This is a genomic window from Verrucomicrobium sp. BvORR106 (assembly GCF_000739655.1).
Lineage (GTDB): Bacteria > Verrucomicrobiota > Verrucomicrobiia > Verrucomicrobiales > Verrucomicrobiaceae > Verrucomicrobium.
On sequence record NZ_BATR01000069.1, the window covers coordinates 89,265 to 113,115 of the forward strand.

Annotated in this window: 20 protein-coding genes; 17 read left to right on the forward strand and 3 right to left on the reverse strand. The window is 62.7% G+C overall.

Annotation, left to right across the window (positions count from 1 at the left end):
- Positions 1-7: 7 nt before the first annotated feature.
- Positions 8-2,029, reverse strand: a complete 2,022-nt coding sequence (locus BV106_RS10790) for a DEAD/DEAH box helicase (protein WP_265595539.1) — start codon at positions 2,027-2,029, stop codon at positions 8-10.
- A gap of 1,111 nt (positions 2,030-3,140) precedes the next feature.
- On the reverse strand, positions 3,141-6,998 hold the full coding sequence (metH, locus tag BV106_RS10800) for a methionine synthase (RefSeq protein WP_038164339.1): 3,858 nt from the start codon (positions 6,996-6,998) through the stop codon (positions 3,141-3,143).
- 161 nt (positions 6,999-7,159) lie between these two features.
- On the opposite strand from metH, the gene BV106_RS10805 reads away from it, so the two are divergent.
- The 17 genes from BV106_RS10805 (at position 7,160) to BV106_RS10890 (ending at position 22,977) form a co-directional block, all read left to right on the forward strand.
- A complete protein-coding gene (locus BV106_RS10805) occupies positions 7,160-7,927 on the forward strand; it encodes an ABC transporter ATP-binding protein (protein ID WP_038164340.1) in 768 nt (255 codons plus the stop codon).
- Positions 7,928-7,975: 48 nt separating this feature from the next.
- On the forward strand, positions 7,976-8,776 hold the full coding sequence (locus BV106_RS10810) for an ABC transporter permease (RefSeq protein WP_038164342.1): 801 nt from the start codon (positions 7,976-7,978) through the stop codon (positions 8,774-8,776).
- Between the two features lie 301 nt (positions 8,777-9,077).
- A complete protein-coding gene (locus BV106_RS10815) occupies positions 9,078-9,317 on the forward strand; it encodes an addiction module protein (protein ID WP_038164343.1) in 240 nt (79 codons plus the stop codon).
- Complete coding sequence (locus tag BV106_RS10820) at positions 9,314-9,619, forward strand: type II toxin-antitoxin system RelE/ParE family toxin (protein WP_038164344.1); 306 nt, start codon at positions 9,314-9,316, stop codon at positions 9,617-9,619. The genes BV106_RS10815 and BV106_RS10820 overlap by 4 nt, the downstream gene beginning before the upstream one ends.
- Positions 9,620-9,738: 119 nt before the next feature.
- The gene (locus tag BV106_RS10825) at positions 9,739-10,377 is read left to right on the forward strand and encodes a hypothetical protein (protein WP_265595540.1); all 639 of its coding nucleotides are present in this window, start codon (positions 9,739-9,741) and stop codon (positions 10,375-10,377) included.
- A gap of 73 nt (positions 10,378-10,450) precedes the next feature.
- Positions 10,451-10,852 (forward strand): hypothetical protein, encoded by a 402-nt coding sequence (locus BV106_RS10830; protein ID WP_038164346.1) that lies wholly within the window; start codon positions 10,451-10,453, stop codon positions 10,850-10,852.
- Between the two features lie 49 nt (positions 10,853-10,901).
- Positions 10,902-11,591 carry an SGNH/GDSL hydrolase family protein gene (locus BV106_RS10835; RefSeq protein WP_265595541.1) on the forward strand — a complete coding sequence of 230 codons (690 nt, stop codon included), beginning with the start codon at positions 10,902-10,904 and terminating at the stop codon, positions 11,589-11,591.
- 188 nt (positions 11,592-11,779) lie between these two features.
- Positions 11,780-12,124, forward strand: coding sequence for a helix-turn-helix transcriptional regulator (locus tag BV106_RS10840; protein ID WP_038164348.1), 345 nt, complete (start codon positions 11,780-11,782; stop codon positions 12,122-12,124).
- A gap of 1,503 nt (positions 12,125-13,627) precedes the next feature.
- Entirely contained in the window at positions 13,628-14,668 is a 1,041-nt protein-coding gene (locus tag BV106_RS10850) for an L-threonylcarbamoyladenylate synthase (RefSeq protein WP_038164350.1), read from the forward strand.
- A gap of 38 nt (positions 14,669-14,706) precedes the next feature.
- Positions 14,707-16,374 carry a murein biosynthesis integral membrane protein MurJ gene (gene murJ, locus BV106_RS10855; protein ID WP_051945626.1) on the forward strand — a complete coding sequence of 556 codons (1,668 nt, stop codon included), beginning with the start codon at positions 14,707-14,709 and terminating at the stop codon, positions 16,372-16,374.
- Positions 16,375-16,386: 12 nt separating this feature from the next.
- Positions 16,387-16,989: a hypothetical protein gene (locus BV106_RS10860; protein ID WP_038164351.1), complete on the forward strand. Its 603-nt coding sequence runs from the start codon at positions 16,387-16,389 to the stop codon at positions 16,987-16,989.
- A 68-nt stretch (positions 16,990-17,057) separates the two neighbouring features.
- Positions 17,058-17,612: a type II secretion system protein gene (locus tag BV106_RS35410; protein WP_051945628.1), complete on the forward strand. Its 555-nt coding sequence runs from the start codon at positions 17,058-17,060 to the stop codon at positions 17,610-17,612.
- A gap of 18 nt (positions 17,613-17,630) precedes the next feature.
- On the forward strand, positions 17,631-18,530 hold the full coding sequence (locus BV106_RS10870; protein WP_038164352.1) for an ABC transporter ATP-binding protein: 900 nt from the start codon (positions 17,631-17,633) through the stop codon (positions 18,528-18,530).
- A complete protein-coding gene (locus BV106_RS10875; protein ID WP_038164353.1) occupies positions 18,527-19,375 on the forward strand; it encodes an ABC transporter permease in 849 nt (282 codons plus the stop codon). The genes BV106_RS10870 and BV106_RS10875 overlap by 4 nt, the downstream gene beginning before the upstream one ends.
- A 1-nt stretch (position 19,376) precedes the next feature.
- Positions 19,377-20,231: a pantoate--beta-alanine ligase gene (panC, locus tag BV106_RS10880; protein ID WP_038164354.1), complete on the forward strand. Its 855-nt coding sequence runs from the start codon at positions 19,377-19,379 to the stop codon at positions 20,229-20,231.
- 49 nt (positions 20,232-20,280) lie between these two features.
- Entirely contained in the window at positions 20,281-21,882 is a 1,602-nt protein-coding gene (nadB, locus tag BV106_RS10885) for an L-aspartate oxidase (RefSeq protein ID WP_038164356.1), read from the forward strand.
- Between the two features lie 432 nt (positions 21,883-22,314).
- The gene (locus tag BV106_RS10890; RefSeq protein ID WP_038164358.1) at positions 22,315-22,977 is read left to right on the forward strand and encodes a hypothetical protein; all 663 of its coding nucleotides are present in this window, start codon (positions 22,315-22,317) and stop codon (positions 22,975-22,977) included.
- A gap of 102 nt (positions 22,978-23,079) precedes the next feature.
- On the opposite strand, the gene BV106_RS10895 is transcribed toward BV106_RS10890, so the two are convergent.
- The coding region (locus BV106_RS10895; RefSeq protein WP_038164360.1) for a LamG domain-containing protein at positions 23,080-23,851 on the reverse strand (772 nt) is incomplete at its 5' end.

The window sequence follows — 23,851 nt, forward strand, 5'->3', positions numbered from 1 at the left end:
CGAGAGGTTAGTCTTCGCGGTTGCCGAAGGGACGGCGTTTCTTGAAGCCGCCGCCGTGGCTGCCGCCACTGTATCCGCTGCTGGTGCCGCCGCCGCCGTAGGAACGGCGTTCGGGGCCGCCTTCACGGCGGGGGAAACGGGGGCGATCCTGCTGGCCGCCGCCCTGGTATCCGCCACCGCCGCCGGCAGCGCCACCACCACCACCTTGATAACCGCCACCACCGCCGCCGCCTTGGGCTTCCTGCTGGTCGGCCATGTCCATGCGAAGGCTGCGACCGCGGAGGGACGAGCCCTCGATGCCGCTGAGCACCTGCTGCACAAACTCGGTGGGTACGCCCACGTAGCTGCACTTGGAGAAGATCTCGATGCGGCCGAGGGAGCCCTGGGGGAGATTGGCGGTGCGGTAGATGGCACCTGAGATCTCACGCGGGGTCACTTCGTCCATCGCACCCACGTTGATGAAGAGGCGGGTGTAGCCTTCCTGGGTGGATTGGGGACGCGGGCCGGGCGGGCGGAATTCACGGCCACCTTCGCGCTGTTCGAAGCGCTGCTGCGGCGGGCCGGAGCGTTCGTAGTCCTGGCGGTCTTCGCGGCGCGGCTTGCGCTCGGGCTTGGGACGGTCCTCGAGAATTTCCTCGGACTCGCGGGCGGAGTCGGAGAGGAGCAGGTGGAGCAGGGCGCTGGCGATGTCCGTGCTGCTGTGGCCGGCGTCCAGGAGACGCTGGACGGTGCTCTCGTGGGAGGTGAACTTGCCTTCTTCCAGCGTGGCTTGCAGCTTGGCGAAATGGGTGTCCACACGCTTGCCGTCCACTTCTTCACGGGTCGGCACCTTGTGGCGCGCGATGTTGACCTTGGCGTAGCGCTGGATGCGCTGCAGGAGGAAGATGTCGCGACCGCTGACGAGGCTCATCGCCTTGCCGCTGCGGCCTGCACGACCGGTACGGCCGATGCGGTGCACGTAGTCTTCTTCGTCATAGGGGAGGTCGAAGTTGACGACCAGATCCACGTCATCCACGTCCAGGCCACGGGCGGCCACGTCGGTGGCGGCGAGCACTTCCACATTGCCGGCGCGGAAGTTCTTCATGACGCGGTCACGCATGGTCTGGTTGAGGTCGCCGTGAAGGCGGTCCACCCCATAGCTGCGGGCCATGAGGGCATCGGTGATGTCGTCCACGGCCTTCTTCGTGTTCGCGAACACGATGGCGAGGCGCGGGTTCTCGATGTCGAGCAAGCGGCAGAGCACCTCGATCTTGGAGCGGCTGTTTACTTCATAGTAGCGCTGCTCAATGGTCGGCACGGTGAGGGCCTTGTGCTCGATGGTGATGAGCGCGGCGTTCTTCGTGTAGCTCTCCACCAGGTGGCGGATGGGGCCGGCGAGGGTGGCGGAGAAGAAGAGGGTCTGGCGGTTCTCCGGCACGAGGGCCATGAGGGAGTCGATGTCCTCACGGAAGCCCATGTCGAGCATTTCGTCGGCTTCATCGAAGACGAGGGTCTGGAGGGCGTCGAGGCGGAGCATGCCGCGCTCGAGGAAGTCGAGGATACGGCCGGGGGTGCCGACGACAATTTGCGCGCCGTCGCGGAGACCGCGGATCTGGCGGTCATAGGTGGCGCCGCCGTAGATGGGGAGGGCCTTCAGACCGGGCTTGTGGACGGTGAGCTTGGCCACCTCTTCACAGACCTGCATGGCGAGCTCACGCGTGGGGCACATGATGAGGGCACGCACGCCGCGGTCGCGGGGATCGATCTTCTGCACGACCGGGATGGCGAAGGCCATGGTCTTGCCGGAGCCGGTCTGGGACTGGCCGACGACGTCGCGGCCTTCCAGGGCGGGCGGGATGCCTTTTTCCTGAATGGGAGAAGGCTGCTCAAAGCCCAGGGCCGTCATGGCCTTGAGGATGTCTGGGGCGAGGCCCAGCTCGGTAAACAGTTTCCGGTCCCCGGCCGGACGGGTGGGGGGGACGTCTGCCACGGGCGCAACGGGAGCCTCCGACATGAGGGGGGCATCCATCGGCGGCAACGTCTCAGCCACAGGGCTGGAATCGGGGAACGGGTTCTGATCCATATTCAAATACCCCCTTGGTATTTGGGGGTTCGAAGGATCTCACACCTCAGGCGAAAGGCAAGTGATACGTTTTTTGGGCGGGCGAGTGTAGGGAAAGGCGGAGCGGCGTCAATGGGGAAATCGGGGCCTAGCCCGCTGCGCGGGAGACAGAAGACGGGAAGACGCAAGACGCAAGACTTGAGGTCTGGGGAGTGATGGAGTGATGAGGTGGCAGGGGTGGGGGGCTATTCTCACACGAAGGCACAAAGGCACGAAGGGTTTGGGGTAGGAGCGGGTTGTGGGTGGGGCGGGGATTGCTGCGACCCCTTCGGGGTCGGGGAGCTTTGATTGATGATTCCGGTGGTGTCAGTCGCTTTGCTCCTTCGACCACCGGCTAATGGCTGTGATGCCTCCGGCATCGGAGATGGTGGAGGGGCCGGGAGGGTTCTTCTATCTTGGGGGGGCGGTTGAGGCGGCAATCCCGACGGGTCGGGATGCTCTGCAGCCCGGGAGGTTTGGAGATGGGGAGAGGATTTGGCTGTGGTGGCTTGCTTGGGTGCTGCCTCCTGACCGCGTAAACGCGGAACTCCAACGCTGCCGACGGATCTTCTTTGGTGGTTTGATTGTCGGCGGCCGACGTGGGCACGCAAGGCGCGGGGCTGGGAACCCCCGCCTCCTGTACCCGCGAACAAGCGGCTGGGTCAGATGGCTGCAGAGTAAAGGAGGCGGGGTCTCCGGCCCCGCGGTCTGTGGGGTGGGCGGAGCGGGAAGGGGGCCGAGGGACGATTGAGGCGTGAGCCTGAATGAGGCCGGGCTTTCAGCCCTCAGTTTCTTCTCTTTGCGAGAACCTGGGGCGTTGCCCCAGGCTGGTATGAGGTCGGGCCGTTGGCCCTGAGATTCGGGGGAGGCGATCGCTTCCTGACCGCGCAAACGCGGAACTCCAACGCTGCCCACGGATCTTCTTTGGTGGTTTGATCGTCGGCGGCCGACGTGGGCACGCAAGGCGCGGGGCTAGGAACCCTCGCCTCCTGTGCGCGGTTTCACATCACTCCATTACTCCCCCACTCCCACTCCATTCCCCCCCGAAGCTCCCGCCCCCTCAATACGCCAGCCAGGGGCCGAGCCATTTCTCCATGTGCTCCACGGTCTCGCCTTTGCGGGCGGCGTAGTCTTCGATCTGGTCTTTGTTGATCTTGCCGACGGCGAAGTACCGGGCATCCGGGTGGCCGAAGTAGAGGCCACTCACGGCGGCGCCGGGGTGCATGGCGTTGCTTTCCGTGAGGAAGACGCCGGTGCGCTCGGTGGCATTGAGCAGGTCAAAAAGAATGGGCTTCTCGGTGTGGTCGGGCTGGGCGGGGTAGCCGGGCGCGGGGCGGATGCCGCGGTAGCGCTCGCGGATGAGGTCGTCATTGCTGAGTTCCTCGGGCTTCTCATAGCCCCAGGCGAGACGGGCCTGCTTGTGCATGTACTCGGCCGTGGCCTCCGCGAGGCGGTCGGCGATGGCCTTGGCCATGATGCCGTTGTAGTCGTCCAGAGCGATCTTGAACTTCTCCGCCCATTCGTCGGCTCCGTGGATGCCGACGCAGAAGCCGCCGATGTAGTCGGCGCGACCGCTGTCCTTGGGCGCGACGAAGTCGGCCAGGGCGTAGTTGGGTTTGTCCTTCTTGGGCATCTGCTGGCGCAGGGTGTGGAAGACGCAGCGCACCTCCGTGCGGGTTTCGTCTGTGTACACCTCGATGTCATCGCCAATGCGGTTGGCGGGGAAGAAGCCGAAGCAGGCGCGGATGGTGTAGAGGTTCTCCGCGATGACCTGATCAAGGAGGGCGCGGGCGTCCTTGTAGAGCTTCGCAGCCTCGGGCTCGACCTGGTCCTGGAACTCGGGCAGGGCGCTCTTGAAGCGTTGTTCTTCCTCGTTCCAGCGCCCGCGGAGTTCCCAGGTGTGAAAGAACGGGGACCAGTCGATGAACGGCACCACCTCGCTGATGGGCAGCGGATCAAACACACGCACGCCGGTGAACTCGGGCACGGCGATCTCCTGGGTGCTCCAGTCGAACTGGGACCCTTTGGCCTGGGCCTCGGCCAGGGGCAGGAGCTTGCTGGCATCATCGCGCTGTGCGTACTGCTCGCGCAGCTTCGCGTGGCGCTCTTCGTTTTGCACCTTGAACCCGGCCTTCTGCTCCTCGCTGAGCAGGGAGGTCATCACCGGCACGGAGCGGGAGGCATCCAGCACGTGGACAATGGGCTCCTTGTAGTGCGGGGCGATCTTGATGGCGGTGTGGGCGGCGCTGGTGGTGGCCCCGCCGATGAGCAGGGGCACGGTGAAGCCGTTGCGCTCCATCTCCTTCGCCACATGCACCATCTCATCCAGTGAGGGGGTGATGAGGCCGCTGAGGCCGATGACATTGGCTTTCTCCGCCTTGGCCACTTCCAGAATCTTGTCGCAGGAGACCATCACGCCAAGGTCGATGACGCGGAAGCCGTTGCAGGCCATGACCACGCCCACGATGTTCTTGCCGATGTCGTGCACGTCCCCTTTCACGGTGGCGAGCACGATGGTGCCCGCACCTGAGGATTCGGCCTCTGCCTCCACGGCGTTGGCATCCGTCTCCAGGGCGATCTTGTGCGCGGCGGCGCGTTCCGCGGCGCGGGCGGCTTTCTCGGCCTCCATGAAGGGTTCGAGGTAGGCCACGGACTTCTTCATCACGCGGGCGCTCTTCACCACCTGGGGGAGGAACATCTTGCCTGCGCCGAAGAGATCGCCCACCACGCTCATGCCGTCCATGAGGGGGCCTTCGATGACCTTGAGGGGCACCTTCAGTTCATCCAGTGCCTCCTGCGTGTCCTGGTCGATGAAGTCGGTGATGCCGCGCAGCAGGGCGTGTTCCAGCCGCTTGCCCACGGATTGCTCGCGCCAGGCGAGGTCCACCTCCTGCTTCTTCGCGCCGGTCTGTCCTTTGAACTGCTCGGCATAGTCCACCAGGATCTCGGTGGCATCGGGCCGGCGGTTGAGGAGCACGTCCTCCACCTTCACGAGCATTTCCTGCGGGACGTCCTCGTACACCTCCAGCATCCCGGCGTTCACAATGCCCATGTCCATTCCCGCCTTGATGGCGTGATAGAGGAAGGCGCTGTGCATGGCCTCGCGCACCTTGTTGTTGCCGCGGAAGCTGAAGCTGATGTTGCTGACGCCGCCGCTGACCTTGGCCCCGGGGAGGTTCTGCTTGATCCAGCGGGTGGCCTCGATGAAGTCCACCGCGTAGTTGTTGTGCTCATCCATCCCCGTGGCGACCGTGAGGATGTTGGGGTCGAAGATGATGTCCTCGGGATTGAAGTCCACTTCGTCCACGAGGATGCGGTAGGCGCGCTCGCAGATGCGGATCTTCTCGTCATAGGTGGCGGCCTGGCCGTTCTCATCGAACGCCATGACCACCGTGGCGGCCCCGTAGCGCTTGATGGTGCGGGCGCGCTCCTTGAAGAGCTCCTCGCCCTCCTTGAGGGAGATGGAGTTCACGATGCCCTTGCCCTGGAGGCACTTCAGACCGGCCTCGATGACCTCCCACTTGGAGGAGTCCACCATGAAGGGCACCTTGGCGATCTCCGGCTCGGCGGTGACGAGGCGCAGGAACTTGTCCATCATGACGACGCCGTCGATGAGGCCTTCGTCCATGCAGATGTCGATGACGTTCGCGCCGTTCTCCACCTGCTGGCGGGCGATGCCGACGGCCTCTTCCAGTTTGCCTTCCTTGATGAGCTTGGCGAATTTGGGCGAACCGGCGACGTTCGTGCGCTCGCCGATCATGAGGTAGTTGGAGTCCTTTTCCCGGGTGAAGGGCTCGGTGCCGCTCAGGCGCAGCAGGGGCTCGATGACGGGGATCTCGCGCGGCGGGATGTTTTCCGCCGCTTTGGCGATGGCGGCGATGTGGTCGGGCGTGTTGCCGCAGCAGCCGCCCACGAAGTTCACCAGTCCAGCGCCGGCGAAGTCTGTGATGTACTCGCCCATGTGCTTCGGCTCGAGATCGAAGCCCGTGGGGGTGAGGGGGTTGGGCATCCCGGCGTTCGGGTAGGCGGAAACAAAGGCGTCCGCCTTGGCGGAGAGTTCCGCAAGGAACGGGCGCATCTTGTCCGGGCCGAGGGAGCAGTTCAGGCCGATGGCGAGCGGATTGGCGCTGCGCACCGCGTTCCAGAGGGCCTCGGCCTTCTGCGCGGAGATCATGGTTTCCCCACCCAGACCGACGGCGGCGGAGACCATGAGGGGGAGTTCGATGCCGTCTTCCTTAAAGACTTCCTGGAGAGCGACGATGGCCGCCTTCGCGTTCAGGGAGTCGAAGATGGTCTCGACGAGCAGGATGTCGCAGCCGCCGGCGATGAGGGCGCGGGTCTGGCGGCGGTAGTCCTCCACCACCTGGTCGAAGGTGACCACGCGGAAGCCGGCGTCGTCGGCGTCGGGCGAGACGGAGAGGGAGACGGTGAGTGGCCCGATGGCCCCGGCCACGTAGCGCTTGCGCCCGGTGTCGCTGCCGATGTTGTCTGCCCACTTGCGGCAGAGCTGGGCGGAGTCGTAGTTGATGTCCCAGGCAAGGTCGCGCAGGAACTTGTCGTCCATGACCTCCTGGTAGAAGGCGGGGTCCTTGCGGCCCTTGCCGGTCTCACGGGGGTCTTCCTTGAAGAACTCGCTCTGGGCGATGGAGGAGCCGGAGAAGGTGTTGGTCTCGATGATGTCCGCCCCGGCCACGAGGAAGCGGCGGTGGATGTCGCCGATGACGTCCGGGCGGGTCAGGGAGAGGATGTCGCCGTTGTTCTTGAGATCCTTTGGCGCATCGGCAAAGCGTTTGCCCCGGGTGTCTTCCTCACTGAGACCGTAGCCGCGGATGGTGGTACCCATGGCGCCGTCAATGACCAGGATCCGCTTACGGAGAAGCGCTTCCAGTTCTGGGCGGGCATTGGGTTGGGCAGGCATGGGGCACGTTAGCGGGGTGGGCGTGAGGTTTCAAGTACGCATGAACGCATCACGATATGTGGATACGAACTTCAGGGGTTTGGCGGAGGGATTGTTGCGGAATCCGGCTTGCATCCCCGCCGCGTAAGCTATGCTCACCGCCCTGTCCCTACCCCCTCCTCATGAGCGCCGCCGACCGTGAAGTCATCCTCGAAGCCAACGATTTGACCCGGGAGTTCGACGGTGTGACCGTGTTGGACCGGTTCAACTTCAAACTCCACAAGGGGGAAGTGCTGGGCCTGCTGGGGGCGAACGGCGCGGGCAAGACCACGGCTATGAACATGCTGCTGGGGCTGACCACGCCTACCTCGGGCGCGATCCGGGCGTTTGGCATGGATTTTGTGAAGCACCGCCTGGAGGTGCTGAAGCGGGCGAACTTCTCCTCCGCCTACACCAGCCTCCCCAGCAACCTGCTGGTCTGGCAGAACCTGACCGTCTTCGCCAAGATCTACGGCGTGCCGAATGTGAAGCAGAAGATCACGGAGCTGCTGGAGCTTTTTGAGATCGCAGACCTGCGCAAGCGGGTGACCGGCCAGCTCTCCGCCGGGGAAAGCACCCGGCTGAACCTGTGCAAGGCGCTGCTCAATGATCCCGAGCTCCTCCTGCTGGATGAGCCGACCGCGAGCCTGGACCCGGACATCGCGGACAAGGTGCGCAAGACCATCCGCAAGGTGCAGAAGGAGCGTGGCATCAGCATCCTCTACACCTCCCATCTCATGAAGGACATCGAGGAGGTGTGTGACCGGGTGATCTTCCTGCACAAGGGCAAAATCGTGGCCGAGGGCACGCCGGAGGAGATCGTGAAGAAGTCTGACGCGGCCTCGCTGGAGGAGGTGTTCATCAAGATCGCCCGCAGCGGGGAGGTGGAGGCTGCTCCTGCTTCCAACTAGGACCTTGCTTCTCTCTCATCTCGCTCACTCCCGACTTATTTCCTTGGCATGAATCCTCGCATCGTCAGCGCCCTTGTTCTCCGTTACCTGTATCTCTATGGCCGCACGCCCATGCGGCTCGTTGAGCTCATCTTTTGGCCCATCGTGGAACTGCTCATCTGGGGCTACCTGGGCATGTACCTGCAGGAGCATGCGGGGTCGAAGGTTCCCACCATCGTGGGGCACCTCCTGGGCGGGATCATCCTGTGGGACGTGATTTTCCGCGCGCAGCAGGGGGTGGCCATCTCGTTCCTGGAGGACGTGTGGACGCGGAACCTCCTGAATGTCTTTGTCGCCCCGGTGCGGAACATGGAGTACCTGACGGCCACGTTCATCATCGGGTTCTTCCGCATCCTGGTGACGGTCACCATGCTCTCAGTTATTTCCTTTTCGAGCTTCCAGTTCAACGTGTTTGAGATGAACTGGGCCATTGTGCCCTTCTTCGGGAACCTGCTGGTGACTGGATGGGCGCTGGGCATGATCTCCACGGCGTTGATTCTGCGCTGGGGGCAGGCGGCGGAGTCGCTGGCCTGGGCGGTGCCGTTCTTCATCCAGCCTTTCACCGCCGTGGTGTATCCGGTGAAGCAGATCACGCCGGTGTGGGTGCAGTGGTTGTCCCTGGCCCTGCCTTCCACGCATGTGTTTGAGGGCATGCGCGAGGTGCTGAGTGAACACACGTTCAACTGGAGCCACTTCTACTGGGCCTGCGGATTGAACGTGGTGTTCCTAGGGGTGGCGGGATGGATCTTCTCGTCCACGTTAAACGCGACGCGGAAGCGCGGGTTGTTGACGAAGTTTGCAACGCAATAGCGCCGCCTGCGGCGGAGACACAAGACTGGAAGACACAAGAGGCAAGACTTGAGGTCTGGGGGGCGTGGATGTCTGGGGTGGAGCGGGCGATTCTGCGACCCCTTCAGGGTCGGGTGCTTCTTTGAGAATACCGGGGGTGTCAGTCGCTCCGCTCCTTCGACCCCCGGCTACCGTCTGTGATGCCTTCGGCATGGGGGGGATCGTGTGGTGAGAAATGATGCGTTCGGTTTCGCGAGATCTTGTAGCGGCAGGCCTATTTCAGAGGTCTTGCAAAATCTGGGATTTCAGGGCATCGTGTCTCATGGTCTCTTCTGTGGACATCGTGTTTCAAGAAGCTCTTCAATTGCCTGAGGAGTCGCGGATGGAGTTGGTGGAGAGGCTAATCGTAAGCCTGCCTGCTGAGAACGATGTTGAACTGGAGCAGTTGGCTACGGCAACCCGACGTCTGGAGGAGATGAAGTCAGGTGCTGTTAAGGGCGTTTCTTTGGAGGAAATGGTTTCCAGGGTCTCTTCCATTCTGTCTGCAAAGCCTGGGAAATGACCATTGAGATCCACCCGGAAGCGGAAGCCGAGATTACTGATGCGGTGCGATGGTATGAGGAACGGAGTGCCAAATTGGGGGTGAGATTTCTGGCCCAAGTTACCCTGGCCCTACAGAAGATAGCTGACGATCCGTCACGATTTCAGTCCGTCGGCGGAGGGATCCAAGTGTATCGGATGGATCGCTGGCCCTACAAAATCATGTACGCCTATGATGAGTCCGCCTCGTTGGTGCGTGTCGTTTGTGTGATGCACAACAAACGTAGGCCAGGCTACTGGAGCGATCGTCAGTTTGAAGGTTAGGCCCTGGCTTCCTCAGCGCATCCTTGGTCTACCGCTTTCCTCTTGCTGCGGGACGTCGCCGTCTGGTAACTTGGCAGCCGTTGAGCGGAGGGCGTTGTGGCCTGACGTATTTTACAGCTGTGAAGATGAAACGCGTGACGAAATTCACTGCCTGGGTCTTCTGCCTGCTGGCGGCAGCGGTGCCGATGTCAGCCACGGCGAAGGACGAGCCGACGGCGGTGTTGGCGGCGCTGCCTGAGAAGGCGGGGATGTTTGAATCGGATGGGGAGGTGCAGACCTTTGAGGAGCACGGGCTGGGGGCCTCGCGACTCTATCGCGTGCCGGGCGGCACGTGGATCACGCTGTATCTCTATGACTTGGACACGCAGGTGATCCGCAACGGGGTCGAGGATCAAACCATCAAGGATGCCTGCAAGCAGGCGATGGGTGACATTCGGGAGATGGAGCGTCAGGGCCACTATGCAGATGTGAAGATGGCGGGGGAGAACAAGGTGACGCTGAAGCTGCCCTCCCAGAGGAAACTGGAGTTCCTTAACGTGACGTACTCGCTTACGTTCGTGAAGCAGGGGGCGGACGGGGAGGATGTGAAACTGGTTTCCCAGCTCTTTGTCACGGGGCTGAGAGATCACATTTTCAAGATCCGGGTGTCGAGCCCGGAGGGGAGCAATGCGGTCTCGTCTGAGGAGACGGAAGCCGCGCTGAAGCTTCTGATGGATGCGGTGCTCGCCGCGCCCAAGAAAGAGCTGCCCGCAGATTGAAGAGAGAAGGGGCTGGGATGCCGAGGGGCTTCGATTGACTTGACGGCATGGGTTCGCTGCCTTGTCTGTGGCCATGGGATTTATTGCCTGGCACTATCTTATTCGCATTGGGTTTCCGCTGTTTATGGTCTTGGGGGTGATGGGCATGTTGCTGCCGAAAACCGGACTGGGGAACGTGGTGGGGGCGCTGGGAGGCTTGATCGCGGTAGTCATGGGGGCGACCGGGGCCGTTCTGGCGGTGCGTCTTCTCCTGCGCGGGTTCAAGTTTGCCTGCCCGCAGTGCAAGGAGCGGAATACCGACTTGGGAGGGCGGAAAGGTGCTTTGTGGCTCTACTGTCCGAAGTGCGGGTTGTTTGAGGAGTCAGGGTTCATGAAGACGCAGATCTCGCATGACACGGGAGGCCCGGATGGTGGAGATGATGATGAGGAGGAGGAAGAAGAGGAAGACCAGGCCGACGGGAAAGTTTCGAAGTAGCGCGATTTTTGGCGAGAGGCGGGAAGGGCCGGCGGTGTATGGTCACCTTATGAAGCTTCCTTTTTCTCGTTTCCTCGCTCCGTTGTCATTGGCATGGGGAGTGTTGCTGCTGGGCACTGGGCTGGTGCAGGGTGCAGAGCCCAAGACGGTGATCGCGTATGGTGATTCCATCACGCAGGGCGGGGCGTTGAGCGGGGCGGACAAAGCGAAACTCTGGGTCACGCTGGTGGAGGCGCAGTCGGGCGGGAAGCTCAAGCTGGTGAACGAAGGCAAAGGCGGTCGGCCCACAAAGTCGCTGCCGGAGTTCGAGGCCATGCTGACGCGCCAGCCCAAGGCGGATGCGCTGATCATTGCGCTGGGGGCGAATGATGCGCGGCTGGACATCAAGGACACCTGTGTGCCCAACGCGGTGGCGAATGTGACCAAGATGATCGAGCTGGCCCGTAAGGCCTACGGCGCGAAGCTGCCCATCCTGCTGGTGGGGCCGACGAACATCAGGAAGGATGCACTGGGACCGTCCAAGCCAATCGCGAATGAGCGTGAGGCGAAGGTGAAGGAGTTGGGCGAGGGTTTTGAGAAGCTGGCCAAGGAACAGGGCTGCGCCTTTGTGAATCTCTACGGCGTGGTGCCAGACGCGAGCCTCGCCAAGGACGGCGTGCATCCTGACGGCGCGGGGAACGAGGCGATGGCGAAGGCATTGCTGCCGGCAGTGGAGAAGGTGGCGGGAGTGGGGAGTTGAGGTGTGCCGCAAGCGGCACGTTGAGACGCTTCGCTGGTTGAGACGGTGCCGCCGGGGCGGCACCTGGTTGAGACTCCCGCAAGCGCCTGGATGAGGGGAGGATGCGATAGGTGGAGGCATCGTTTTCGTGGTTTGTGTCGTCTTCCTGAGACTTTACATCTGTTAAAGTAGTGCGAAGATGACATTGTATGCCTACTCCCCATCACCCTTCTGCTGCGGTACGGCGGGCCATGAGCAAGCTCGGAGAGGACCTTCGTGATGCTCGCCGTCGGCGGCAGCTACCGATGTCGGTGGTGGCTGATCGTGCCTTCACCTCCCGCTCGACCTTACAGCGAGTGGAGGAAGGGGACACTGCGGTCAGCATAGGGATCTATGCGGCCGTGCTACAGGCTCTGGGGTTGCTCGATGGGCTTGGGCAGTTGGCAGATTTGAGCCGGGATCGGGTGGGGCAAGAGCTCGCCAGCGTTGCCTTGCCGAAGCGTGTGCGCTTGAAGAAAATGCCTCATCCCGCTGCGCGGGAGACACAAGACTAGAAGACACAAGACAGAAGACCTGAGGTGATGGGTGAGGTAGGGATGGCCGGGTGTGGCGGGCCTGAGCCTTCCGCAAGATGCGGAAAGGCAGCACGCTGGAAGCGTGTGGTCCCCTGGTTTCGATGAACCGGGTGAGGGAGTGATTGGGTAGATTGGGGAGCGCGGGTGGCTCGCCCGCTGCCTGCTTCTGGGGGCGTGTATGAAGAAGGTGCCTGCTTTCGCTCCGATGCTGAGTTCCCGGCGAGCCGCCGGGAACGGCAGTCGGGCCGACTGCGCTCCCCAATGCGAAGGTGTGTTGGTATCGAGGGAAGCTTGGGGGCGACTACTACGGCGCGGGTGCAGTCATCGTGTTTGAGTGGCCCGGGTTTTGGTTTGACGACCGTGAACCGTGGCTGTCTTCTGGAGAACTGCGAATCTAGGTCGCGAGCTTTATGAACCGGCGCAAAGTTTCCTACAGGCTTTGGTCGCTAAGTACTTCTTGGATAGGGTGGCCGCTTCGGGCGTTTGCTGAACTTCTGATACGGTTGAGGAGGCATCCCAAGGTCGACGGCGTCAGGATTGTGACGGCTGCTGTGGAGGAAGACAGGCGTGAACGGTGGGTCGCAACGCTGCGAGAGGCATTGCTGTATATTGAGCAACATGACCCTCGTCGCTATCGGCGGATCAAGAGGGAGATTCGGTCCATCTTCATTGGGCCTGAAATGACTCGGGGTAAGTACGATAGGCCCTACCGGGATTGCCGAATCAACTACCGCGGCTTGGAAATAGAAGACCATCCATTGTGGCTTCGGTTCCGTTTAACCACTCTTTTGGTCCACGAAGCCACTCACGGAAGCTGCTGCTCACGGTACATCGGTTATACGAAGGAGCTTCGCGGGCGCATTGAGCGATTGTGTCACCGGGAGGAGGTGAGGTTTGCGAGAAGGGCCTTTCCCGATTTGCAGCCTGAGTGGATCTGTGAGTTTGATATCACACCCTATCAAACTCATTGGGATACGCCGAAAAGAGTGTTGAGGCGACGCTTCTGGAGCCTGCTGAAGAACGAACTCATTCTGCCGGCACTGAGGAGGAAGGAAGTCCCTCCGGCTGGGAAACGCGAGGATTGAGGTCGTACGCAGGGATGACGGTGATCGGGGGCGGGGGCAAGTGGCCTGTGTCCTCTCCGGACTTCTCCTGGCGCGAATGTTGGGGAGATAGCGGACATTCTCGATGGCTTGGGGCGTGAGCCGCGTAAACGCGGTACTCCAACCCGGTTTGCGGACGTGGTGGGGAGGTGGAGGAGGCGCTGAGGGTTGGAGGGGCTTGGACTGCGAATCCGCGCAAAAACACCCTTCCAAGGAAGCTGAACCCCATTCCGTGAATTCTGTTAATTCTGTCTAAACCTCAGTTTCATCCCTCTGTGTTCTCTGTGCCTCTGTGGTTAATCCCCACCGTCCAACCACCCCTGACCCCTCCCCCCGCTTGCTTTTGCAAAGAACTGACGGACTGTCGTCGGCCAATTTCATGGAAACACGCACTCTCCCTACCGACCATCCCGAAGCCTTTCGTTTAGCCGTGGATGAGGCGGTGCGTGCTCTGGCCGCCGGGGAGGTGGTGGCGCTGCCGACGGAGACGGTGTATGGCCTGGCGGCGGATGCGCTGAATGCAGATGCAGTCGCGAAGGTGTTTGCGGCAAAGGAACGCCCGGCGTTTGACCCGCTCATCGTGCACCTGCCGCACAAGAAGGACCTCGACATCGTGGCCGAGGTGCCGGAGGACATCGCGGAGGTGGTGAAGAAGATCACCGAGAAATTCTGGCCGGGGCCGCTCACGATCATTCTGCCGAAGAAGCCGGTGGTGCCGGATCTGGTGACCTCGGGCATGCCGACGGTGGCGGTGCGGGCGAGCAATCACCTGGTGTTCAACCGCGTGGCGCGCACGCTGGACAAGCCGTTGGCGGCACCGAGTGCGAACCGTTTTGGCTCGATCAGCCCGACTTCAGCCTCGGCCGTGCAGGCGGAGCTGGATGGTCGCATCCCTCTTATTTTGGACGCTGGCGCGACCATGCACGGCCTGGAGAGCACGATCATCCGGATCGAGGCGGCGAAGCCCAAGGCGCGCATCATCATCCTGCGCCCCGGTCCAATTACGCCAGATGACCTGAAGCCCTTTGGCAAACCGATCCTGGCCAGAAATCTGAAGCCGGAAGAGCAGGAGAAGCTGGAGGCCCCGGGCCAACTGCCCTCCCACTACGCTCCCCGCACGCCGCTGCGCTTGCTCGAGTCGCCGGAGGAATTCACCCCCGAGCCCGGCAAGAAGTACGCGCTGCTCAGCTACCGCGGTGACGCGGACGATGGCTACTCGGACCTGGCGGAGTGGGACCACGTGATGGTGCTCAGCCCCGGGAAAGGGAAGCTGCCGGAGGCGGCGGTGCGGTTCTTCTTTGCCCTGCGGGAGCTCGACAAGCTGGGGGTGGATGAAATCATCGCCGAACCTCTGCCAGAGAGGGAGCTCGGCCTGGCCATGATGGATCGGCTGCGCCGCGCGTCGGTGAAACGATCTTAATCTGACAGCGCCAACGTCCCCAACTCTGCTGCTGCGACATGAGCGACGCCAGTCCCCTTTCTGAACCCAAGCCAGAAAAACCCGCCCCGTCAGCCACCGCCAAGCAGAGTGCTGCGGTGAGCACCAAGGCCTTCGGGATTGTCACCCTGGCGATCTTCAGCAGCCGCCTGCTGGGGCTGGTGCGGGAGATGGTGCTGGCGGCCCTCTTTGCGGGGGAAAACCGCCGTTGGCTGGACTGCTTCAACCAGGCGTTCCGCACGCCGAACATGCTGCGCGACCTCTTCGCGGAGGGGGCGCTTTCCACGGCCTTCGTCACCACCTTCTCCAAGAAGATGCAGACGGAGGGCGATGAGTCCGCCTGGGATCTCGCGCGGAAGATGCTCACTCTGGCCGCGGTGTTCATGAGCTTCGTCTCCATCCTCGGGGTGCTGCTGGCCCCGTTCATCATCCGGATCATGGCCCCGGGGTGGATGGATGATGAGAGCAAGATCCATTTCACGGTCCTGCTGGCGCAGATCATGTACCCCTTCATCCTGCTGGTGTCCCTGGCAGCGCTGGTGATGGGGATGCTGAATGCGAAAAAAGTCTTCGGCATTCCGGCGGTGTCCTCCACGTTCTTCAACCTCGGCTCCATGATCGTGGGCGGGGTGGTGGGCTGGTATCTGGACCCGAACTTTGGGCCCAAGGCGCTGATCGGCTTTGCTATCGGCACGCTGGCGGGCGGTCTGGCCCAGTTGCTCATTCAGGTGCCCTCGCTGCGGAAGGTGGGCTTCAAGTTCAAGCCGGACTTTGGCTGGCGTGACAGCGGGGTGGCCAAGGTGCTCCAGCTCATGTGGCCGGCAGTGATCTCTGGAAGCGTGGTGCAGTTCAATGTGCTGCTGAGCAGCATCTTTGCCTCCTGCCTAGTGGTGCGGGACGGTCCGGTGACCTGGCTAGGGCAGGCCTTCAGGCTGGTGCAGCTCCCGCTGGGCCTTTTTGGCGTGGCGGTGGCGACGGTGACGGTGCCTGCGATGTCCCGCCTGGCGACGGAAGGAATCACGCCGGAGTTCAAGCACACGTTGGTGAAGGGGATCAAGCTGGTTTTCCTGATGACCCTGCCTGCGGCGGTGGGCCTGGCGATCCTGGCGGAGCCGATTGTGGGCCTCATCTTCCAGCGCGGTCGGTCCACCTACTACGACACCCAGATGTCCGCGATTGCCCTGCAGAGCTACGCCTGGGGTTTGGTGTTTTACTCCGCGATCAAGGTGATCCAGCCCGCGTTCTACGCGATCGACAAGCGGTTTGTCCCGCTGAAGGTCAGCTTTGTGGCCGTGGCGGTGAGCGCGATCATGAACACTCTGACGGTCTTTGTCTTCAAGCTGGGGCATGAATGGCTGGCGCTGAGCACGAGCGTGTCTGCGCTGGTGAACTTCAGCCTGCTCTTCCTGGCGATGCGGAAGATTGCGGGCCGCATGCAGGGGCGCAGCCTGGCGATCAACGTGGGCAAGCTCCTCATCGCCGTCGTCTGCATGGCGGGCGTCTGCTGGCTGGGGCAGGTCACGATCCTGTCTGACTGGCGGCATCAGCACACGGCCATGCGATTGGTGAGTTTGTTTGTAACCATTGGGGGGGCTGCGGCCGTCTATTTCGGGGTCAATGCCCTGCTGCGGAATGAAGAATTGGATGGCTTCAAGGCCATCGTCATGCGCAAGCTGGGGCGGAAATAACCCCCCTCAGCCATGTCTTCCAAAGCTCTGATCGTCACCCTGATCGCCCTGGTTGCGATCTGGGGGGCGGTGGCGGCCGTGATGAACGTCACGGACAAACACACCTCCACCCCGGAAAAGGTGCTGAACCTCATGGCGGGAGCGCCGTGGCTGCAGGAGGGGGCGGGGGACCTGAGCGAGGCGGAGCGCCGGAAGCAGATGGAGGCCACCATCGCCCAGATGAACCTGCTGGACTTCGACCAGCGCCGGCAGATGCGGGAGGACGGGCAGGATGTGAGTGACCGGTACTTCAACTCGCTGTCCAAAGAGGAGAAATCCTACTTCCTGGAGCAGACGGTGGAGCAGCACTTCAAGTCCGTGATGAAGGCCTTCAACGCCATGTCGCCCGAGGATCGGCGGAAGGCGGTGGAGCGGGCCCGGGCGGACATGAAGCGCAACCAGGGCGACCAGCGCGGCATGGAGCGCATGCAGAAGGAGGATGCGCAGGCGTTTGAGAAGATGGTGGAGAAGGGCATGGGCGCCTACTACGAGGAGGCCAGTGCCGAGACGAAGATGGACCTGGCCCCGCTGCTGGAGGAAATGCAGCAGCGCCTGCGCTCGCTGCCCGGGCGGTGAGCGATCTGGGGTTTGGTTGACCGATACGAATCGACGACTTTCACGCTAGCCTGCTACCTCCGCCTGACATGAAACCGCACTTGCGAACCTCTGCCGGCCCCCGTGGCTTCACCCTCCTGGAACTGCTGGTCACGGTGGTGATCATCGGCATCCTGGCCACGATCGCCGTGCCCGCCTCGCAGCGGGTGGTGGCGGGATCCCGGGCGGTGCACTGCATGAACAATCTGAAGGGGCTGGGCGGGGCGCTGCAGCTCTATCTGGCGGATCACAACAACCTCATGCCCACGATGCTGGTGGCACGGGAGAGCAAGGACTCTGACGAGGCGGTGATGGACAACACCCTGAGCGACTACGTGGACGGCACGGACGTCTTCTGCTGCAAGGCGGATAACAAGGGCCTCTTTCAGAAGACGGGCACGAGCTACCTCTGGAACAACCTGCTGAACAACCAGACGGCCAACAACATGAACTTCATGGGCTTCATCAAGGACGGCAGCCGCATCCCAGTGATGAGTGACAAGGAGAACTTCCACAAGTACCGCGACGTGCAGGTGAACATCCTCTACGCCGACGGGCATGTGGCGAAGGAGATCCAGTTCGTGGTGAACGAAGGCAAGGAGTGAACCCGGGAGCAAAGGCAGATGATTGAGGCAAACGGACTCACCAAACGATTCACCGCAGGCCGGCTGGCGCTGGACGACGTCACCTTCTCCGTCAAGGAAGGGGAAATAACCGGGCTGCTGGGCCACAACGGCGCGGGCAAGAGCACGGTGCTGGGCATCATGCTGGGCATGGTGCGGCCGGACGCCGGGGAGGTGACGCTGGCCGGGCACAGCGTGCAGAAGGAGCGCTCCCGCGCGCTGCGGCATGTGGGGGCCATCTTTGAGGCGCCCTCGTTCTACGAATACATGAGCGGCTGGCAGAACCTCCGCTCCCTGTGTGCCCTGAGCGGCTGGTGGGAGGAGAAGGAGGTGGTGCGGGTGTTGCAACTGGTGAACCTGCACGAGCGGGTGCACCACAAGGTGCGCACCTACAGCCACGGCATGCGCCAGCGGCTGGCCCTGGCCCAGGCGCTGCTGCCCATGCCGAAGATCCTGCTGCTGGATGAACCCACGGACGGCTTGGACCCGGAGGGGATTCACGAGTTCCGCTCCACCGTGCTGGCATTGAGGAAAGAACATGGCCTGACCATCCTGCTCAACTCCCACCTGCTGGCGGAGGTGGAACTTATGTGTGACCGCTGCGTGATCCTGAAGGCGGGGCACAAGGTGTATGACGGGGCCCTGGGCCGGCGGGAGGAGGCAGGGCGCGAGTACCTGCTGGATACGCCGGACACAGAGCGGGCGAAGTTCATCGTGCAGCGCTCCGGTGCGGTGTGGAAGGAGCAGGGCCTGGTGGAGCTGCCGGGCCACTTGAACGGCCCGGGCCTGCTGGAGCAGCTGGTGCTGGACGGCGTGAAGGTGCAGGCCTGGACGCCGCACCGCAAGACCCTGGAAGATTGGTACCTCGAACTCTCGGCGAACTCGAACACGGCGGCATGACACTCTTTTTCACCCAATGGGGCGCGGAGCTGCGCAAGATGCTCTCCCGGAAGCGCACCTTCATCGGCTTTGGCGCATTCCTGCTGCTGGAGGCGGTGCTGCTCTATGTGTTCAAGCGGGATGGTTCCGCGAACTTCTTCCGTCGCATCATCTCGCGGCAGGGGGAGGCGTTTGAGTCGTACTTCTCTGCGCTCACCCTGGGGTTCCTCATAGTGGCCTCGGCGGTGTTCATCCTGGGGGGCATCTACATCACCCTGGTGGCGGGGGATGTGGTGGCAAAGGAGAGTGAGGATGGCAATTTGCGCCTGCTGCTGGCTCGGCCGATCAGCCGACTCCGGCTGCTGGTGCTGAAGTTCCTGAGCTGTCTGGTTTACTCCTGGATCCTCATCCAGTTCATCGCCTGGTCCGCGCTGGGGCTGGGGGTGCTGCTGCAGGGCTGGGGAGGCGGGTTGTTCGTCTTTGCCCCGGATCAGGGGGTGTTGGAGTTCTACAACGCCTCGGACGGTCTCTACCGGTATGCGTTGGCCTCGGTGGCGCTGAGTCTGAGCATGAGCCTGGCGGCGTGTGTGGCATTCTTTTTCTCCTGCTGGCGGATCAAGCCCTCGGCGGCGACCATCACGGCCCTGTCGTATCTCCTGATCGACATGATCGTGAAGCGCGGGAAGTTCATGGAAAGCTACAAGCACCTCTTGATGACCTCCTACATGGAGTCCTGGGTGCACCTGTACGCGGAGCGCATCCCGTGGGCGCTGCTGCTGAGAAACTACTCCATCCTGGCCGGGGTGGGCTTGACGTTGTTCGTGCTCGGTGTCCTCGTGTTCGAGAGCCGTGATCTGAAATCCTGACATGACCCTTCTTCCCACCCTTGCTGAACTGAACACCTGGCGGTCCGCCCAGCGCGGGCCGGTCGTCTTTGTTCCCACCATGGGGGCCCTGCATGAGGGGCACCTGCAGCTGATGCGGGATGCCCGCCAGATCGCCGGAGAGGGCGGCAGGGTGATCGTCAGCATCTTTGTGAACCCGCTCCAGTTTGGCCCGAAGGAGGACTTCGCCAAGTACCCGCGGGAACTGGAGGCGGATGCGGCCAAGTGCGCGACGGTAGGGGTGGATGCGATCTTTGCCCCGGACGCGGTGGACATGTACCCGCCGGACCGGTCCGTGATGGTGCTGGAAACGAAACTGAGCACGGGCCTCTGCGGGGCGAGCCGGCCGGGGCACTTCGACGGCGTGGGCACGGTGGTGCTGAAGCTTTTCAATCTGGTGCAGCCGCACACGGCGGTCTTTGGCAAGAAGGACTACCAGCAGCTGGCGATCATCCGTCGGGTGGTGCGGGATCTGAACGTGCCGGTGGAGATCGTGGGCAGTGAGACGGTGCGGGAGGAGGACGGGCTGGCTATGAGCTCCCGGAACCGCTACCTCGCGCCGGAGCAGCGGGCGCAGGCCCCGGCGATCCGGCGGAGCCTGCTGCATGTGCGGCGGCGCTGGCTGGCCGGGGAACGGGATGCGGGGGCGCTGATCCAGGCGTTTCGCACGGAATTGCAGACGCATGCCCCGCTTGGGGTGATCGATTACATCGCCTGTGTGGACCGCGATACCCTGGAGCCCCTGACGGAGGTGGACTCCAACGCGCTCCTGGCTACGGCGGTGTTCTTTGACCGGACGCGGCTCATTGACAATCTGGAGCTGGACGGGACCCTTTGAGTTCATGCGTCCCGCTTGCATCTGCGAGCGTTCGCAACGAAAAGGACATATGCAGGAATACGACTTCATTGTCGTTGGAAGTGGTGCCGGTGGTCTGACCGCGGCACTGAAAGCGGCGCGCCATGGGCGCGTTCTGGTCCTCACCAAGCGCTCGGCGGAGGATTCAAACTCTGCATGGGCCCAAGGCGGCATCGCCTGTGTGCAGAGTGATGAGGACTCCTTTGACCGCCATGTGCAGGACACGCTGATCGCCGGGGCGGGGCTCTGCAAGGAGGACGCTGTGCGCACGATCGTGAGCGAAGGACCGGCGCGCATTGCGGAGCTGGTGGACCTGGGCGTGGAGTTCGACCAGCGCGAGGTGGACGGGCACCTGGAATTTGACCTCACTCGCGAGGGCGGGCACAGCAAGCGCCGGATCCTGCATCATCATGACACCACGGGGAAGGAGATCTCCGACCGGCTGGTGGCGGCGGCACGCCAGGAGCCGAACATCACCCTGCTGGAGCAGCATTACGCCATTGACCTGATCACCACGGCGAAGCTCGGCTTTGTTTCTGAGGACCGGGTGCTGGGGCTCTATGCCCTGAATGAGGAGACGGGCGAGGTGGAGACGTATCGCAGTGATCGCGTGATCCTGGCCACGGGCGGCTGTGGCCGGGTGTATCAGTACACGACCAATCCCAAGGTAGCGACCGGCGACGGGGTGGCCATGGCCTGGCGCGCGGGCGCGAGTGTGGAGGACATGGAGTTCATCCAGTTCCACCCCACCTGTTTGTATCACCCACAAAAGCGCTCGTTCCTGATCACAGAGGCCCTGCGCGGCGAAGGCGCGGTGCTGGTGGGCAAGGACGGGAAGGAGTTCATGCAGAAGTATGATCCGCGCGGCTCCCTGGCCCCGCGTGACATCGTGGCGCGGGCGATTGACCATGAGATCAAGCGGACGGGTGGCCCGTGTGTGTATCTGGACATCACGTCCAAGCCCGCGGACTTCATCATCTCCCACTTCCCCAACATTCATCAGACCTGTCTGAGCGTGGGGATCGACATGACCAAGGAGCCGATTCCCGTGGTCCCGGCGGCGCACTATCAGTGCGGCGGCGTGAAGACAGATATCAACGGCGCGACCACCCTGCGCGGCCTCTGCGCCGTGGGGGAGGTGGGCTGCACGGGCCTGCACGGGGCGAACCGCCTGGCCAGCAACTCGCTGCTGGAGTGCGTGGTCATCGCCCACCGGGCAGTGGAGTTTTTGATTCACAAGATGCCGATGGGCAAGGCCCAAGAGCAGCAGTACCAGATCCCGCAATGGCAGTCGGGCGATGCCCAGGACATCGATGAACTGGTGGTGATCTACCACAACTGGGACGAGATCCGCCGCCTGATGTGGGACTATGTCTCCATCGTGCGCACCACCAAACGACTGCAGCGCGCGGCGGCGAGATTGCGGAATCTGAAGCGGGAGGTGCAGGAGTTTTACTGGCACTTCCACATCACGCGGGAGGTGCTGGAACTGCGCAATCTCGTGGAAACGGCATCGTTGATCGTGGACAGCGCGATCCGTCGGCATGAGAGCCGCGGGCTGCATTACACGCTGGATTACCCGGAGACGGACAACAGCAAGCCGCCGGTGCGGACGGTGTTGAGGAGGTACTGAGAATGCGAAATGCGGAATGGGGAATTCGGAGTGATGGAGTGTCAGCGGGGCCACAGAGGGAGATTCGTAAATTAGGAATTAGGAATGATGAATTAGGAATGGGGAGGTTGCAGGGGGTGCAGCTTCCTGTGGCGGGGCTTTATACAAGGAGCGGCGGTTTGTGCTCGCACAACCGCCGGAGGTGGCCTGAGGGAGGGCGTGCCCAAGCTGGAATACAGCGGTGGGGTGGCCCGAGGCGATGGGTATTTGGCGGTCTGGTGCTCCGTTCTTGATCGGCGGTTGTGCAAGCACAAACCGCCGCTCCTTGGAGGGTTGCCGTTGCCCGCTCCGCTCCCGCAAAACTTTTTCCGCACGGAAACCGCAACTCGACAGGGGCGGCGGCGTTTCATAGACTTCCTCTGTCCTCCCAGCTCAGTCCAGCTCAACACTCACATGAAAAAGACGGCGTCCTTCCTCCCCGCGCTTCTCCTGGCGTTTGCCCTTTGTCTCGGCGCGGTGACCTCCGCCCAGGCGCAGGTGGCTGTGTACCGGCTCACGTTTGAGCAGACGGGGGACAGCATCAATTACCGCCCGTACCAGAACGGCTACTACATCGCCCCAATCCAGGGCGGCGAGGGCACGCTGATCCTCACGCTGGTGACGGGGAACACGAAGCAGTACTTCACCTACGAGGGCTTTGGTGAAATGTTCGTGGCCCTGAAGGGCGAAAACCAGCGCATGGTGATCTCCGCGACGGCGACCAATGACGTGAGCACCACGGTATTCTACGCTCTGGGCAAGACGGAGAAAGAGCTCAATGTGGAAAGCCGCAACGCCAAGAGCAAGATCAAGGTGGCGGAGAAGATGGTGGGCTATGCCGTGAGCGCCGACAGTGAGAAGGACCTGCCCTTCAGTGGAGCAGGGACCTCCGTTGGCGTCGCCGGGGTGAGCATCCTGACCGCCCGTCTGGACGAAACGCAGACCCACACCGCGATCCGCGACAACCTGGATACTGCGGCGCAGCTGGAAGTGATCGTGAATTCCCTGGAGGCCGGCGGCTATGTGGATGGCAATCCGCAGACGACCGGCAATGGCGGACAAACGCCGACGAACTAAAAGGCAAATTCTGAATTAGGAATTAGGAATTGAGCTTCCCGCTTGGAGCCCGCTGACAGCGTAACTCATTTCATAATTCAGCATTCATAATTCCTAATTTTTTCAGGGTGGCGGTTCGTTTTCCTTCATCAGGCGCACGATGTTCTGGTGGGAGAGGGCGGAGTCGAAGATGTACACTTCATCCACCTCGCCGCGGAAGAACTTGGAGACGGGGTTGGCGGTTTTAGGAAGCAACGGGAAGGCGACGTTGCGGCCGATCCAGACGCCGTGGTGGGCGTTGGCGACATCGGTGTCGACTTCGCGGAGGGAGCGGTGGGCGATGGGCTCGGGGCGGCCGTCCACGTAGAAGAGCATGTTCTTCACAGCCTCGGTGGAGCGGGCGCCGCCGTACATGACGACGGCGACGTGGTGCCAGTTGCCATCGCGGAGGTCGGTGGTGCCCACCATGGCGCCGGTCTGGTAGGTGCCGACGCGGAGACGGCCGATGGGGCCGTCTTCGGTGATGCAGTTGGCGGAGAGCTGCCAGGCACCGCCAGATTGAAGGGTGCCCCAGCTCACGATGCCGTGGCCCTGGTTGACGTCGAAGCTCTTGGGCACCCGCACCCAGAGGGCGACGGTGCGGGCGGCGTTGCCAGCGATGCCGGGGAAGGGAGTTTCCGCGTACCCGGTGCGACCGTCAAAGGACATGGCGTGGCCGAAGGGGCCGCGCAGCCACTGGGTGCCGGCACCGGGAGTTTCGGGATTGGGATGGCCGCGCAGGTAGAGCTTGGTGTCCTCCGTGCGGCCCAGGGCCTGGCCGCGGTTTTCTGCCACCCAGCCGCCGGCTTCATCGAAGCTCCAGTGCACGAAGTGGGAGGGCTCCTCAGAGGAGGTG